This window comes from Sphingosinicella sp. YJ22 (assembly GCF_011320075.1).
Taxonomy (GTDB): domain Bacteria; phylum Pseudomonadota; class Alphaproteobacteria; order Sphingomonadales; family Sphingomonadaceae; genus Allosphingosinicella.
In genome coordinates, this window is sequence record NZ_JAANPA010000055.1 from 1 (window position 1) to 14,348 (window position 14,348).

Here is a 14,348-nt window from a genome sequence, read left to right on the forward strand (position 1 = left end):
ATCGCCGAGCCGGCCGCCCTTCCGCGCCGCCGCCGCTGGCACCTTGCCGCGGGGCTCGCCGCCCTGGCCGCGACCGGCCTCGCCGCGGGCGGCTACAGCCGGTTGAGCGCGGCCAATGCGGCGCCGGCGATCGAACGCATCTTCCCGATCGCCAACAACCTGGTCGTCACTGGCCGCCCCGCCCTGTCGCCGGACGGCAGCCGAGTCGCCTTCACCGCCCGCGCGCACGACACGACGAACGTCGACCTCTACCTCTTCACCATCGGCGACAGCGCGCCGGTGCGGCTGACCCAGGACGTAGCGGTCGACGACAATGCCGCCTGGTCGCCCGACGGCACCCGCATCGCCTTCACCCGCGCGCCGCCCGACGGCTCCGCGCCGTGCCGCCTGTTCGTGATGACCGTGCCGGCGGGGACCGAGCGGCCGGTCGGGGCGTGCCGAGTCGCCACCTCGACCCGCCTTGCCTGGAGCCCCGACGGCCGCGACCTCCTGTACAGCGACCGTGCCGCGCCCGCGGCGCCGCTCGCCATCGAGCGGATGACCCTCGAAACGGGCCGAAGCATCGCCGTCACCCAGCCCTCGTCGGACCTGTTCGGCGACCTCGAACCGGTGGTCTCCGCGGACGGCCGCTGGCTCGCCTTCCTGAGGCGGTCGTCGCGCCAGTCGGCGGACATCATCCTGCTCAACCTCCAGACCCAGGTGACGACCGCGCTCACCAGCGACGGCAGCGCGATCGGCGGTCTCGCCTGGAGCGCCGACGATCACGGCATCCTGTTCTCGTCCGACCGCGGCGGGGACGCCGGACTGTGGTGGGTGCACCGCCGCGGCGGCGAGCCGCAACGTATTTCCGAGGGCCTGCTCCGCTACGGCTTCCTCGGCCAGGGACGCGGCGGCAAGCGCATCGTCTTCGAGGGCATTCGCGACCGCAGTAGCCTGCACGAACTCGAGCCAGGCGGCGCCGCGGAAATCGGTGCCGGAGAAGCCGAGTTCCGCGACTGGTTCCCCGACGTCGCCGGCGACGGCACCCAGCTGTTCGTCTCCACCCGCACCGGCCACGAGCAGATCTGGATGCGCGACCCGGGCGGGGAGCCGCGCCAGGTCACGCAGTTCGAGGGCTGGCGAATCGTGCAGCCGCGCTGGTCGCGCGACGGGCGCCACGTCGCCTTCGTCGCCGTGGTCGACGACGTCGCCGATCTCTATGTGATGCCGCGCAGCGGCGGGCAGCCCCGCCGGCTGACCCGGGATGCGGCGGAGGACGGCTCTCCCGACTGGTCGCCGGACGGTCGCCATCTCTACTTCACGTCGCGGCGCGACGGCGGGCCGTCGGTGTGGCGGATCGATCCGTTCGGCAACGGCGCGCAGCCTGTGCGGGTGTCACCGCCCGGGGTCGGTCATTTCCGCGTCGGCGAGACGGGCGGCTGGCTCTATTATGTCCAGTCGGGCCGCCCCGGCCTGTGGCGGCGCGCCCTCGCTTCGGGCGGCGCGACGGTGACCGGTCCGCAGCAGAAGGTGCTCGACGGACTGGCCGTGGCCGACGCGACCAATTGGGGCCTCGCCGACGGCGCGCTCTTCTATGTCGAGCGGCCCGAGGGCGTTCGCCGCGGCGCCCGCCTCAAGCGCCTCGACTTGGCGAGCGGCGCGGCGACCGACCTCGCCGACGCGTCGCTGCTCAACCGCAGCGCCGGTTTCGCGCTCACCCGCGACGGGCGCCCGCTGCTCAACCTGCAGAGCTTCAAGATCGAGCTCTACGGAATCGACTTCCGCTAAACAGCGAAACGCCGCCCCCTCGCGAGGGGCGGCGTCCCACCGAACCCGGAAAAGAGAAAAGCGCCCCGGAAGCACTTGGCTTCCGGGGCGCCCTCTTCGCTCAGTTTAGAAACGCACCTGAGCCCCTGCGTAGAAGCGCCGGCCGAACGGATCGTACAGGTCCGCTGCGGTCTCGGTGCCGGTCGGCGACAGGTTGAACGGAGTACCCGGGAGGAAGGGGGGTTGGGTATCCATCACGTTGTCGACGCCCACGTAGAACGAGAAGCGACGATCCTCGCCGATGTCCCAGCGGATCTGCGCGTCGTGGTAGAAGCGCGGACCGACATGGTTGAGCGGCGCCGCGTCCGGATCGTCGAGCAGGTCGATGTCGGCCGTGCCGCCACCGAGGTAGTTCACCTGCCAGCTGAGGGTGAAGCCACCCGTCAGGTAAGCGAGGCGGGCCGTCGCCTTGTGCTCCGGATAGTAGATGGTGCCCGCATATTCGCGGACCGGAGCGGTCGGGTTGGCCTGGTCCTTATAGTCGAGCAGGTAGGTGTAGTTACCGGTCAGCTCGATGCGGTCGTCGGCATTGAGCAGCGGCAGCGCGCGGCCGTAGCGAAGACCGAAGTCGATGCCGCGGGTCTGGATCTGCGCGACGTTGATCAGCTGGTCGTTCACCGTGCGGATGAAGCCGGTGTTCTGATCGCGGATCACGTTGTTGCAGAACACCGGATCGTTGGTGGTCAGGCACTGACGGATCGACAGGTTGCGGCCGACCGTGCTGATCGCGTCCTCGACCTTGATGTCGAAATAGTCGGCGGTGAGCGCCAGGCCGCGGACGAACCGAGGCTGGAACACCGCGCCGAGGGTCAGCGTGGTCGCCGTCTCTTCCGCCAGGTTCGGGTTGCCGCCGATGAAGCCGTTGATGCCCTGGGTATCGGCCAGGGTGTAACGGAACTCACCATTCGCCGCGATCGCCGCGGCGATCTGCGGAATGGCGCGGCACGCCGCGTCGAACTCGCCGGTGCTGGTCGCGGTGACGCGGTCGCACGGGTCGTTCACGCCGGCGAAGGTCTCCGACGGCGCCGAGGCGAATTCGGAGATGTTCGGGGCGCGGTTGGCGCGGGCATAAACGCCGCGGAAGCGCAGGCCGTCGACCGGCTCGAGCTCGGCGCCGACGTTCCAGCTGAACACGCCGCCGACGTTCGGCTGGCTATATTCGGAATAACGGGCAGCGCCGGTCAGACCGAAATAGTTGACGAACGTGTCGGCGAGGATCGGCACGTTGACCTCGCCATAGACCTCCCACACGTCGAACTCGCCGACCGTGTCGGGGATGACGTTGCCCGAGTTGCCGCCGGTGTTGGTGAGGATGTCGAGGTCGTCGACGCTCTCCTCCATCCGGTACTCGGCGCCGACCGCGACGCCCAGGCCGCCGGCCGGCAGCTGGATCAGCTCGCTGTTGGACATGCTCAGCGACACGACCTGCTGCTGGTTCACGATGTCCTCGGACTTCGGGACCACCGCCTGGACGTAGGCGGACGCTTCCGGCGAGGCAGTGCCGTAGCCGAACAGGTTGATCGGAACGCAGCCCTCGGCACGCGCCGCGTCGCTGCGGCACACGATCGAGCCGTCAGCCAACTGCACCGCGTCGAGCGCGTTGCGGTAGCGGTTGTTGTCGATGTCCTCCGACGACGTGAAGTCGTGCAGGCGGCCATAGACGTAGCTCGCTTCCCAGTTCCAGCTGTCGGCGATGGTGCCGCGCAGGCCGGTGGCGACGCGCCAGGTGTCGCGAATGTTGACGTTCGAGCGGTCGAACACCTCGTTCTGGCGGCGGCGGAAACCGATCTGGGTGATCGGGTTGGTCGCGGCGTTGCCGTCGGTCAGAGCCGTGGCGTTGTACGCATCGATCTGCGCACGCACCGCGGCCGGCAGGAACGGATTGTCGATGCTGATGCCGAACGTGTTGACGCCGTCATAGATGTCGAGGGCGTCGAGCGCGAGCGGCTCGATCTGCGAGCTCGAGTTCACCCGCGAATAGGTGACCTCGGCGAACGCCTTGAGGTTGTCGTTGACCTCATAGTTGAACACGCCGGCCCCGAGGTAGCGGTCGAGCGGGGTCGAGATGCGGCGCACGGCATTGCGGTTGAAGCCGACGCCACCGCCCGCGACGACGCTGTTGTCCGTGTTGAACGAGAACAGCGAGCCGCCGTTGAAGCCGGCCTGCGCAGCGCCGTTGGCGTCGAGCAGCTGGAAGCGGCCCTGCGCCGAGTAGCTGGAGTAAGCGGCCGGACCGCAGATGTCGTAGAAGCAGTCCTGGCTGGAGATCGCGCGGTTGCGCGACAGCAGGCCGGCGTCGTTGTCGTACGAGAAGTGCAGGATCGCCGAGCCGCGGTCGTCGGCGCCGAAGCTGGTGCCGGCGGTGATGGCGCCCATGTAGCGCGGATTGTCGCCGCGCTCGGTGATGCCGTACTGGCCGCGCAGCTGGATGCCGTCGAAGCGATCCTTCAGGATGAAGTTGACCACGCCGGCAATCGCTTCCGAGCCGTAGACGGCGGACGCGCCGCCGGTGACGACCTCGACGCGCTGGATGAAGTCGGTCGGGATGTTGTTGAGGTCGACCGCCGAAGTGCCGGCGATGCCGGCGACGAAGCGGCGGCCGTTGACCAGGACCAAAGTACGGCTGGAACCGAGGTTACGCAGATTGACCGTGGCGACGCCGTTGCCCGAGGTCAGGAAGTTGGTGTTGGTGCGGCTGGAGCCGACGCCGACCTGGGGCAGCTCGGCGAGCGAGTCCTGGACGTTGATCGCGGCATCGCGCTGCAGGTCCTGGGCGCCGATCACGGCGACCGGAACGTTGGAGGTCAGCTCGGGACGCGCGATGCGCGAGCCGGTGACGATGACCTCGCCGCCGTCGGCCGGCTGCGCGGCGTCAGCAGCAATCGTGGCTTCGGCGAGCGCCGGGTCAACCGGGGTCGCGTCGGTCGCGTCCTGCGCGGCCGCGATGCCCGGCATCGAAACGAGCCCGATGGCCAGCGCCGCGGCGCTGGCGCGGGGAAGAAGGGAACCTGTGCGCCGGCGGCGCACGTCTGCCGTAATCATCTAATCGCTTTCCTTCGAGTAAGGACGGGACAAGCCCCGGGCGGCCGGCGCGGCGGGTCGCCCGAGAGGGGCGGCACGAACGCGCGGGTCGTCAGCCCACACAGCGCGGCGCTGTGCCGGGCGCGTAGCCGGCGGCGTGGAAAAGCCGTGGAATCGCGGAATTGCTACGGTTTGGCGGCGGGCCGTTGCAGCCGCGCAACAGCCGCCCCCGTGGGACAGCGCGTCAGAGCGTGGTCGGCTCGGTCACGACCTTGATGTCCTTGCCGAGCGCGCCCTGGATATAGAGGCGCTGGACGAGCACGAAGGCGACCACGGTGAGCGGCGCCGACAAGAGGATTCCGAGGAAGCCGAACAGCACGCCGGCCCCGGCGACCGCGAACAGAAGCACCGCCGGCGGCACGTCGACCGCGTAGCGCTGGACCAGCGGCTGGAGGATGTTGCCCTGGATCTGCTGGACCAGCAGGTAGAGGCCGAGCGTCCACAGGGCGGTCGACGGGCCGACCAGGAAGGCGAGGATGATCGCCGGCACCGCGGCGATGATCGGGCCGACGAACGGGATGAAGTCGAGCAGGCCGGCGATCAGCGCGAGGCCGAGCGCCGCGGGCACGCCGAGCAGCCACAGGCCGGTGAAGGTGAGCAAGCTCACTGCGAGCATCGACAGCAGCTGGCCGCGAAGCCAGCCCTGAAGGGCATGGCCGGTGTCGTCGAGCGCCTGGGCGGTCAGCGCCTCGTGCGACTTGGGCACCATCAGCACCAGGCCGCGGCGGTAGATGTCCGGCTGCGCGGCCAGGAAGATGGCCCCGACCACGACCAGCAGGAAATCGGCGACGCCGCTGCCTGCCGACAAGGCATAGCCGCCCGCGCGCGAGACGATGGCGCTGACGTCGCCGGCGCCCTGGTCGATCAGCCGCCGGATGCTCTCCGCCTCGACTCCCCACGCCTGGAGCTGCGCCTGGGCCGAGGACAGGGCCGCGGGGAAGCGCTCGCGGATCGTGTCCATCTCGCGCGCGATCTGCGTGCCGAACATGGTGAAGACGCCGGCGAGGACTCCGATCACCGCGAGCACGGCCACGGCGAGCGCGGCGCCGCCCCTGAGACCGGTGAGGCGAGTGATGCCGACGCGCGCTGCCGAGAAGATGCTGGCGATCGTCGCCGCGGCGAAGATCAGCAACAGCAGGTTGATCATCTGGTAGAAGACCAGCGCCACGACCGCGATGGCGAGCACGATCAGGCACCGCCGCGCAAATCCCCCCGTATCGGTCATCGCCCCACTCTCCTTCCCTTGGCCATTCCGTAGGGGGAGAGCGGCGGCGAGGGAAGCCGGTTCAAGCTGACAGGGAGTGGCGGAGCGGGAGGGATTCGAACCCTCGATACGGTTTTGCCGTATACTCACTTTCCAGGCGAGCGCCTTCGACCACTCGGCCACCGCTCCGCATTGCTCTGGAAGGCCGGCTATCTAGTCGCGACGAGGCGGGGCGGCAAGCGCCTCGATGCGCTTGGCGAGCGCGATATCCCTGGCGGTGAGGCCGCCGGCGTCGTGGGTGGTCAGAGCGATATCGACCCGATTCCACACGTTCGACCAGTCCGGGTGATGATCCGCCCGCTCCGCCGCCAGAGCGACGCGGGCCATGAAGCCGAACGCCGCGTTGAAATCGGCGAAGGTGAAGCGCTTGCGGATCGCCTCGCGCGCCGGGTCCCACTCCCACTCGGGAAGGCCGGCAAGAGCGTCCTCGCGCTCCTGGTCGCTGAGCTTGGCCGCCACCCCTTCCTCCTCATGGCTCTTTGCCTCTATGTCCTCCGATCGTGACAAATCGTCAAACCCATGCGCCCGACGGGGCGGCGCTCGAGCGGCTCGCCGAGGCGGCCCTCGAGCGGCTGCCCGGGCAGTTCCGCGCGCTCATCGACGGAGTCGTGCTGCGCGTCGAGGAGGAGCCAGACGAGGCCCTGCTCGCCGAGATGGGGCTGGACAACGCCTATGAGCTGACCGGCCTCTATTCCGGCCGCTCGCTCAGGGAGGCGAGCAGCTGGGCTTCGGGCGAGCATCCGCCGATGATCCACCTCTACCGAATTCCCCTGCTTGTCGAATGGGTCGAGACCGGGGTCGCGCTGGAGGACCTCATCACCCACGTCATCGTCCACGAGGTCGGCCACCATTTCGGACTCAGCGACGACGACATGCACGCGCTCGAGGACCAGGCCGAGTGACAGGCGGCGGGGGCGAAAAGCTGCTGGAGATGAAGGGCGTCGCCGGATGGCGCGGCGGCCGCTTGCTGTTCGAGGGATTCGACCTAAGTCTGGGCCCGGGAGAGGCGGCGATGGTCACCGGTCCCAACGGCATCGGCAAGTCGAGCCTGCTGCGCATCGCCGCCGGCCTGCTTCCGGCGCGCGCCGGCACCGTCGCTCGAGCCGACGCGGCGCTCGCCGACGAAAGCCTCGCGCTGGAGCCGCGGCGGACGCTGGGCGCGGCGCTGGCATTCTGGGCGCGGCTCGACGGCGTGTCGGCGGTGCCGGGCATGGAGGCGATGGGAATCGCCCACCTCGCCGAGGTGCCGGTGCGGATGCTGTCGACCGGCCAGCGCAAGCGTGCCGCGCTGGCCCGAGTGCTCGCCTGCAACGCGCCGTTGTGGCTGCTCGACGAGCCCGCCAACGGCCTCGACACCGAAGGGCGCGAGCGGCTGGAGAAGGGCATGGCCGCGCATCGCATCCGCGGCGGCGCGATCTTGCTCGCGACCCACCAGCCGCTGGCCCTCCCCGATTGCGCCCGGGTGACGCTGGCATGACCGCCCTTATTGCCCGGGAGCTGAGGCTTGCCGCCGGCGGTGGCGCGGCGTTCCTTCCGCTGGTCTTCTTCCTGCTCGTCGCGACCCTGTTCCCGTTCGCCGTCGGCCCCGACGGACCTTTGCTCGCCCGCACCGGCGGCGGCGCCCTGTGGATGGCCGCTTTGCTCGCTGCGCTTCTGCCGGTCGACCGCCTCGTCGAGCCCGACCTCGCCAGCGGCACGCTCGACCAGCTGGCGCTTCGCGGGATCAGCGAGGAAGTGATCGCGCTGGCCAAGCTCGCCGGCCACTGGCTGAGCTTCGGCCCGCTGCTGATGCTCGCCGCCTTCCCCGCCGCGGCGCTGATGGGGCTACCCGAACCGGTGCTGTGGCGGCTCGAGCTCGGCCTTCTCGTCGGCACTCCGGGCCTCGCCGCACTCACCCTCGGGGTCGCCGCGATCACCGCGAGCCTGAGGCGCAGCGGGGCCCTCGCCGGCCTGCTCATTCTCCCCCTCGCCGTGCCGCTCCTCATCTTCGGCGCCGGCCTGGTCGAGCGCGGCACCGAGAACGGCGCGTTGCAGCTCCTCGCGGCCGCCTCCCTCCTGCTGGTCGCAGGCGCACCCTTCGCGGCCGGAGCGGCGATCCGGGCGGGCCGGGAATAGGGCAAGGCACAGGGAACCCGCTCGTCCTTAGCGGGAAGGCTGTGCTTGCCGCGAACAGCCCTGGCGCACCTGCTCCCGTTGGTCGCCAAGTCGCGCCAAATCCCAGCGATAGACCCGGTCGGTCGTGCCCTCCGGCCCGCTGAAATAGATGTTGCGGCCGGCGACCGTGGCGCGGACCAGCCGCGCCTCCCCTTCCGCGTCGACCGCCACCCGCCATTTGCCGTCGCCGAGCCAGGTCAGCGGCAGCCGCACCGGCGCGCCGTCGTCGACCTTGAACGAGCCGAAGGACCGGCCGGGCTCGACCGCGGGCGGGCGCACGAGTTCCAGCCAGAACGACTTGCGCCGGGCTCCGCAGAACAGCCCCAGGAGCGGCCGCCGCCCGTCGATCGAATCTTCCGATTGAAGCGACACCGTGAGGGCGCCGTCCTCCGCTTGCCGGTTGGCCTGGGGCTGCTCACCGGAGCAGGACAGCAGCGCTCCAGCCAATGCCAGAGCGCCGAGCCTCACCCGTCGCGGCTCCACCGCGCGAAGATCGCGGTGGGGAGGAGCAGGCCGCGCGCTTCCTCGCGGACGGCCATGTCGCCGCACTCGACCCTGCCGCCGAGGTCGCCGAGCGCCTGATTGAGCAGCTCGCCGATCGCCAGCGCGGACATGCGCACCGCATAGACGGTCAGCACCAGGAAGCGGCTGTCCGTGTCGAGCAGCTTGCGGCAGTCGGCGATCAGGCCCGGCAGGCCTTCCTCCAGCCGCCACACCTCGCCGGTCGGGCCGCGGCCGAACTTGGGCGGATCGAGGATGATCCCGTCATAGCGCCGCCCGCGCCGCACCTCGCGCGCGGTGAACTTGGCCGCATCGTCGATCATCCAGCGGATCGGCCGGTCGCTCATGCCGGACAGGGCGGCATTCGCCTTGCCCGCCTCGACCGACTTCTTCGACGCGTCGACATGGGTGAGCCGGGCGCCCGTCGCCGACATCGCAAGAGTGCCGACGCCGGTATAGCCGAACAGGTTCATCGCCTCGCAGCCCTCGCCGAGCCGCTCCCGCATCCACGCCCATTGCGGGGCCATGTCGGGGAAGAAAGCGAGGTGGCGGAACGGCGTCGCCTGGGCGCGGAAGCGCACCTCCTCCCAATTGAGGTCCCAGCCGTCGCGCGGCACCGGGCGGGCGAACTGCCAGCGGCCGCCGCCTTCCTCGTCGCTGCCCGGGATGAACTCGCCGTCGGCGTCCCAGTCGGCCGAGGCCGGAGCCCACATCGCCTGGGGCTCGGGACGGATGAAACGATAGGGGCCGTAGCGCTCGAGCTTGCGGCCATGGCCGGAGTCGACAAGGCCGTAATCGGCCCAGGGCTCCGCGATCAAAGTATCGAGCTTCACGCCGCGCGGACCGCCGGAACTCCGATCGTCGCGCGCGCCTTCGGCCCCGCCAGCATGCGCGCGCCGGCCGCCCGCACCTGGTCGAGCGTGACGCCGTCGATCTCGGCGACGATCTCGCGCGGCTCGACGAGCCGGTCGTAGGTGGACAGCATGCGCGCCACATAATTGGCCTGGCCCCAGCTGCTCTCGAGGCTGAGCAGCAGGCCCGCCTTGGCCTGCGCTTTGGCGCGCTCGAGCTCGCGGTCGCTGAGATCGCGCGACGCGCGGTCGAGCACGTCGAAAATGAGCTCGGACGCCGCCCCCGCCTGGCGCCGCGACGTCGCCGCATAGGCGTAGAAGATGCCGCTGTCGCGATAGGGAGTCAGCGACGCCCATACCGAATAGGCCAAGCCCCTCTCCTCGCGCACCGCCTGGAACAACCGGCACGAGGCGCCGCTTCCCACTATGTCGGCGAACAGGCGCGAGGGGTAATAGTCCGGATGCGGGTGGCAGGGCGCGGCGAAAGCGGCGGTGAGGTGCGCCTGGTCGGCCCGGGCGCGGCTCGCGCGGACTCCGCCGGCGAAATTCGCAGCCTCCGCCTGGTCGATGAGGCCAGCCGGAAGCGCGCCGAAGCGCTCGGCGGCGAGCGCGACCAGCCGCTCGTGATCGACCTTGCCGGCGGCGACGAGGATCAGGCTGCCGGCGCGATATTGCGAGGCGCGCCAGCCGTGGAGGTCGTCGACCGTGATCGCGGCGATGCTGTCCTCGTCGCCGAGCACCGAGCGGCCGAGCGGCTGGTCCGGGTAAGCCGCGGTCCACAATTCGTCAAAGATGATGTCGGACGGCGTGTCGCGTGCCTCGCCCAGTTCCTGCAGCACCACCTCTTTCTCGCGCACTAGGTCGTCGGCGGCGAAATGCGGATGGAGGATCATGTCGGACAGGAGCTCGAGGCCGAGCGGCAGGTGCTCGGCGAGCAGGGTCGCGCTGAAGCTCGTCCCCTCGCGGTCGGTTGCGGCATTGAGGTCGCCGCCGACATCCTCGATCGCCTCGCTGATCTCGCGCGCGGTGCGCCCGCCGGCGCCCTTGAACACCATATGCTCGTAGAGATGGGCGATGCCGTTGAGCGCCGCGGTCTCGTGGCGCGACCCCGCTTCCGCATAGAGGCCGACCGCGACGGTCTCGAAGCCCGGCATCGCGCGGCTGGCGACGCGCAGGCCGTTCGGCAGGGTTGTGAGCTGCATCATGGAAGCGCGGAACTTAGGGTTTCGTCGCCCCGCCCGCAACCGAGCGCCGCCTCAGCGCCAGCACGAAGATTACGGCCGCCGCCAGCGCGAACAGGAACCACTGCCCCGCATAAGCGAGGTGATTGTTGGGAATGTCCTCGATCCGCGGCGGTGCGCTGGCCTCGAGCGGCGCTTGCGGCTGCGCGGCGGTGAGGATGATCGGCTGGCCGGGCTCGGTCGTGCCGATCACCCCCGCAACGGTGGCGGGTAGCGACAGCCGCTTGACCGCGTCGGGCCGCTGCGACCAGCCGGCATTGACCTGAAGCCGCCCCGCCCAGCCCGGCTCGCCCGGCCGGCACGGCACGTAGAAGGCGTAGCCGCTCGCCCCGGCGAGGCTTCGGCCGGCGCGCGCGCTGACCTCGGCATCGCGGGCTGAGCAGCTGACCAGGGCGCGGCGGAAGGCGATGGGTCGCTCGGGCATGTCCGGCCCCAGCAAGGGATCGAGATCGACCGCCGGCTGGTTCTGAGCCACCGCCAGCTCGGCGAGCATCCGCTCCTTCCAGGCGGCGCGCTGCACCTGCCACAGGCCGAGGCCGATCATCACCGCAACGGCCGCGGCGGCGATGATGGTGGGAAGGACGGGAAGGCGCCTCATGTTCCTCCCTGCGCGCGCAGCGCGGGGGGAGGGGGACCATGCGAAGCATGGTGGAGGGGTAACCCTCCGACCGCTCCGCTCACCCCTCCACCACCCTTCGGGTGGTCCCCCTCCCCATGGGGCAGCGCCCCATGGGGAGGAACGGGATCAATGGTATTCGGCGCCCCAGCCGCCCCACACATAGATGCACAGGAACAGGAACAGCCACACCACGTCGACGAAGTGCCAGTACCAGGCCGCCGCCTCGAAGCCGAAATGCTGCTTCGGGGTGAACGCGCCTTTCTGGGCGCGGATCGCGCAGACGATCAGGAAGATCGTTCCGACGATGACGTGGAAACCGTGGAAGCCGGTCGCCATGAAGAAGACCGACGAATAGACATTGTCGCCGAAGCCGAACGGCGCGTGCATATATTCGTAAGCCTGCACGCCGGAGAAGATCAGGCCCAGCGCGACGGTCGCCCACAGGCCCTGAACGAGGCCCTTGCGGTCGCCGTGGATCAGCGCGTGGTGCGCCCAGGTCACGGTGGTGCCCGAGCAGAGCAGGATCATGGTGTTGAGCAGCGGCCAGCTGAACGGATCGAGGACGTGCATGCCCTCGGGCGGCCACACTCCACCGACCGCGTCCACCGCGGACGGGAACAGCGACGCGTTGAAATAGGCCCAGAACCAGGCGACGAAGAACATCACCTCGGAGGCGATGAACAGGATCATTCCGTAGCGCAGGTGAAGCTGCACGATCGGCGTATGGTCGCCGCGATTGGCCTCGCGCACCACGTCGGCCCACCAGCTGAACATGGTGAACAGAACGCCGATGAGGCCGGCGCCGAACACCCACGGGCCGCCAGTGCCGAAATGGTCCGGGTGGAACCACATCACCAGGCCGAAGAACATGACGCCCGCGCCGATCGATCCGATCAGCGGCCACAGGCTCGGCTCGAGGATGTGATATTGGTGGTTCTTGGCTCCAGCCATTGCGTTTCGTCCCTGTCGATCGTCCCGGCGCGCGCCGGTCTTTGGGTTGCCTCTAGCTGCCGCTTTGCGGCTGCTCAACCGGGTAAAAGGTGTAGGAAAGGGTGATCTCGGTGATGTCGCGTGCGTCCGGATCGTCGAGGATCGCCGGATCGACGTAGAAGATCACCGGCATCTGCATTTCCTGGCCCGGCTGAAGAGTCTGCTCGGTGAAGCAGAAGCACTGGATCTTGCTGAAATATTTGCCGGCCTGGACCGGGGTCACGTTGAACGTCGCGGTGCCGGTCAGCGGCCGCGTCGACATGTTGCGGGCGCGGTACAGCGCCATGTTGCGCTCGCCGATCGGCACGGTGCGGTGGGTCTGGACCGGCTGGAAGCGCCAGGCGAGGTTGCGGTCGGTATTGGCGTCGAACCGGATGCTGACCGACTGGCCGGGGACCGGGCGCACCTGCGCCGCCACCGCCTCGTCGACCTGCATGGTGGTGCCGCCGAAGCCGGTCACCTGGCAGAAGATCCGGTAGAGCGGCACGCTGGCGAAGGCGAGGCCGACCATCGCCGCCACCAAGAGGGCGGCGAGCGCGGCGGTTCTGCCGTTCCTGCGCGCGAGACGCTGCTGGTCGGCGATGCTCGTCACTGCGCGCCCATGCGAGCGATGGTGATGAGGTAAAGCAGGATCACGAAGGCGGCGAGCGCCAGCCCCATCACGATGGAACGGCTGCGCTGGCGGCGGCGCACTTCTTTCTGGTCGAGGTCGGTCATGCGAGCAGCATGCGGTCGGCGACGAGCGCGCCGAACAGCACGAAAAGATAGAGGATGGAATATTTGAACAAGGTCTTCTCCGGCTTCATCGCCGCCGGGTCCTCGGCCTGGTTCCTCAGCACCGGCCAGGCGAGCGCGATGAAGACGAGCGACAGCGCCGACGCGACCATGCCGTAGATCGCGCCTGTCTCGCCGAGCGGCCACGGCGCGACCGCAACCGCGGCCATGATGATCGTGTAGATGAACAGCTGGTGCCGGGTCGCCCGGAAGCCGTGGGTCACCGGCAGCATCGGCACGCCGGCCGCGGCGTAATCGGTGCGCACGAACAGCGACAGCGCCCAGAAATGCGGCGGCGTCCAGGCGAAAACCAGGGTGAACAGAAGCACCGGCAGGAGCGCGATGTCGCCGGTCACCGCGGCCCAGCCGATCACCGGCGGGAATGCGCCTGCGGCGCCGCCGATGACGATGTTCTGCGGCGTGCGCGGCTTCAGCCACATCGTGTAGACGAGCACGTAGAACAGGATCGACACGGTCAGCACGCCGGCGGCGAGCCAGTTGGTGGCGAGGCCCATCAGAAGCACCGAGAAGATCGCCAGAGCGACCCCGAAGAACAGGGCCGAATCGCGGTCCATCCGTCCCGCCGGAAGCGGCCGCTTGGCGGTGCGCTTCATCTTGGCGTCGAGGTCGGCCTCATACCATTGGTTGAGCGCGCCCGCCGCGCCGGCGCCCAGGGCGATACATAGGACTGCGGTGAAGGCGAGCACGGGGTGAAGCGTGCCGGGCGCCGCGAACAGGCCGCAAGCGCCGGTGAAGACGACGAGCGTCATCACCCGCGGCTTGGTCAGCGCGATGAAATCCCGCCATTCGGCAGGCAGGCTCGGGGAACGGTCGGCGGCAATCATGATTTGCCCAGCCCTATAGGCCGGACTCCGCGCGCGGAGAAGGGCCATTTGGCCCCAGGACCTTGGTTGCAAGGCGGAAAATGGGCGGTGCAGCTAATGGCAGGCTCAATCCCCTCCGCTCGTCCTGAGCGAAGTCGAAGGGCGTCGGCACCAAGTTCCGGCCAAGGCGCCTGGAACCGTTGCACGATCATCTCGCGGACGCCCTTCGACTTCGCTCAGGAC

15 protein-coding genes and 1 tRNA gene are annotated in these 14,348 nt (G+C 69.5%); 4 read left to right on the forward strand and 12 right to left on the reverse strand.

Translation table 11 applies throughout. The features are described from left to right. The coding region (locus G7B71_RS14630) for a PD40 domain-containing protein (protein ID WP_166042238.1) at positions 1 to 1,767 on the forward strand (1,767 nt) is incomplete at its 5' end. Between the two features lie 105 nt (positions 1,768 to 1,872). On the opposite strand, the gene G7B71_RS14635 is transcribed toward G7B71_RS14630, so the two are convergent. The 4 genes from G7B71_RS14635 to G7B71_RS14650 form a co-directional block, all read right to left on the reverse strand. Beyond that, positions 1,873 to 4,848: a TonB-dependent receptor gene (locus tag G7B71_RS14635; RefSeq protein WP_166042240.1), complete on the reverse strand. Its 2,976-nt coding sequence runs from the start codon at positions 4,846 to 4,848 to the stop codon at positions 1,873 to 1,875. Positions 4,849 to 5,071: 223 nt separating this feature from the next. Beyond that, entirely contained in the window at positions 5,072 to 6,112 is a 1,041-nt protein-coding gene (locus tag G7B71_RS14640) for an AI-2E family transporter (protein WP_166042242.1), read from the reverse strand. A gap of 77 nt (positions 6,113 to 6,189) precedes the next feature. After that, positions 6,190 to 6,280 (reverse strand) — tRNA-Ser (locus tag G7B71_RS14645). Between the two features lie 24 nt (positions 6,281 to 6,304). Beyond that, positions 6,305 to 6,640 (reverse strand): 4a-hydroxytetrahydrobiopterin dehydratase, encoded by a 336-nt coding sequence (locus tag G7B71_RS14650; protein WP_166042265.1) that lies wholly within the window; start codon positions 6,638 to 6,640, stop codon positions 6,305 to 6,307. A gap of 11 nt (positions 6,641 to 6,651) precedes the next feature. On the opposite strand from G7B71_RS14650, the gene G7B71_RS14655 reads away from it, so the two are divergent. The 3 genes from G7B71_RS14655 to G7B71_RS14665 are packed head-to-tail and all read left to right on the forward strand — an operon-like array spanning position 6,652 to position 8,266. Continuing rightward, a complete protein-coding gene (locus G7B71_RS14655) occupies positions 6,652 to 7,053 on the forward strand; it encodes a metallopeptidase family protein (RefSeq protein ID WP_166042244.1) in 402 nt (133 codons plus the stop codon). A gap of 29 nt (positions 7,054 to 7,082) precedes the next feature. Continuing rightward, the gene (gene ccmA, locus G7B71_RS14660) at positions 7,083 to 7,628 is read left to right on the forward strand and encodes a heme ABC exporter ATP-binding protein CcmA (RefSeq protein ID WP_166042267.1); all 546 of its coding nucleotides are present in this window, start codon (positions 7,083 to 7,085) and stop codon (positions 7,626 to 7,628) included. After that, complete coding sequence (locus tag G7B71_RS14665; protein WP_166042246.1) at positions 7,625 to 8,266, forward strand: heme exporter protein CcmB; 642 nt, start codon at positions 7,625 to 7,627, stop codon at positions 8,264 to 8,266. Before ccmA ends, G7B71_RS14665 begins: the two co-directional genes overlap by 4 nt. Before the next feature lie 27 nt (positions 8,267 to 8,293). Here the strand turns inward: G7B71_RS14665 and G7B71_RS14670 are convergent, their stop codons facing one another. From G7B71_RS14670 to G7B71_RS14700, 8 genes are all read right to left on the reverse strand, one after another. Then, entirely contained in the window at positions 8,294 to 8,773 is a 480-nt protein-coding gene (locus G7B71_RS14670) for a hypothetical protein (RefSeq protein WP_166042248.1), read from the reverse strand. Further along, positions 8,770 to 9,639, reverse strand: coding sequence for a class I SAM-dependent methyltransferase (locus G7B71_RS14675; RefSeq protein ID WP_166042251.1), 870 nt, complete (start codon positions 9,637 to 9,639; stop codon positions 8,770 to 8,772). Before G7B71_RS14675 ends, G7B71_RS14670 begins: the two co-directional genes overlap by 4 nt. Next, positions 9,636 to 10,862, reverse strand: coding sequence for a pitrilysin family protein (locus G7B71_RS14680; protein ID WP_166042253.1), 1,227 nt, complete (start codon positions 10,860 to 10,862; stop codon positions 9,636 to 9,638). The genes G7B71_RS14675 and G7B71_RS14680 overlap by 4 nt, the downstream gene beginning before the upstream one ends. A 13-nt stretch (positions 10,863 to 10,875) precedes the next feature. Beyond that, entirely contained in the window at positions 10,876 to 11,496 is a 621-nt protein-coding gene (locus tag G7B71_RS14685) for an SURF1 family protein (protein WP_166042255.1), read from the reverse strand. Between the two features lie 147 nt (positions 11,497 to 11,643). Beyond that, positions 11,644 to 12,468: a cytochrome c oxidase subunit 3 gene (locus tag G7B71_RS14690; protein ID WP_166042258.1), complete on the reverse strand. Its 825-nt coding sequence runs from the start codon at positions 12,466 to 12,468 to the stop codon at positions 11,644 to 11,646. Between the two features lie 52 nt (positions 12,469 to 12,520). Beyond that, a complete protein-coding gene (locus G7B71_RS14695) occupies positions 12,521 to 13,090 on the reverse strand; it encodes a cytochrome c oxidase assembly protein (protein WP_207774813.1) in 570 nt (189 codons plus the stop codon). A 5-nt stretch (positions 13,091 to 13,095) separates the two neighbouring features. Next, positions 13,096 to 13,224, reverse strand: a complete 129-nt coding sequence (locus G7B71_RS15805) for a hypothetical protein (RefSeq protein ID WP_279338416.1) — start codon at positions 13,222 to 13,224, stop codon at positions 13,096 to 13,098. Further along, entirely contained in the window at positions 13,221 to 14,126 is a 906-nt protein-coding gene (locus tag G7B71_RS14700; RefSeq protein WP_166042262.1) for a heme o synthase, read from the reverse strand. Before G7B71_RS14700 ends, G7B71_RS15805 begins: the two co-directional genes overlap by 4 nt. Positions 14,127 to 14,348 lie beyond the last annotated feature (222 nt).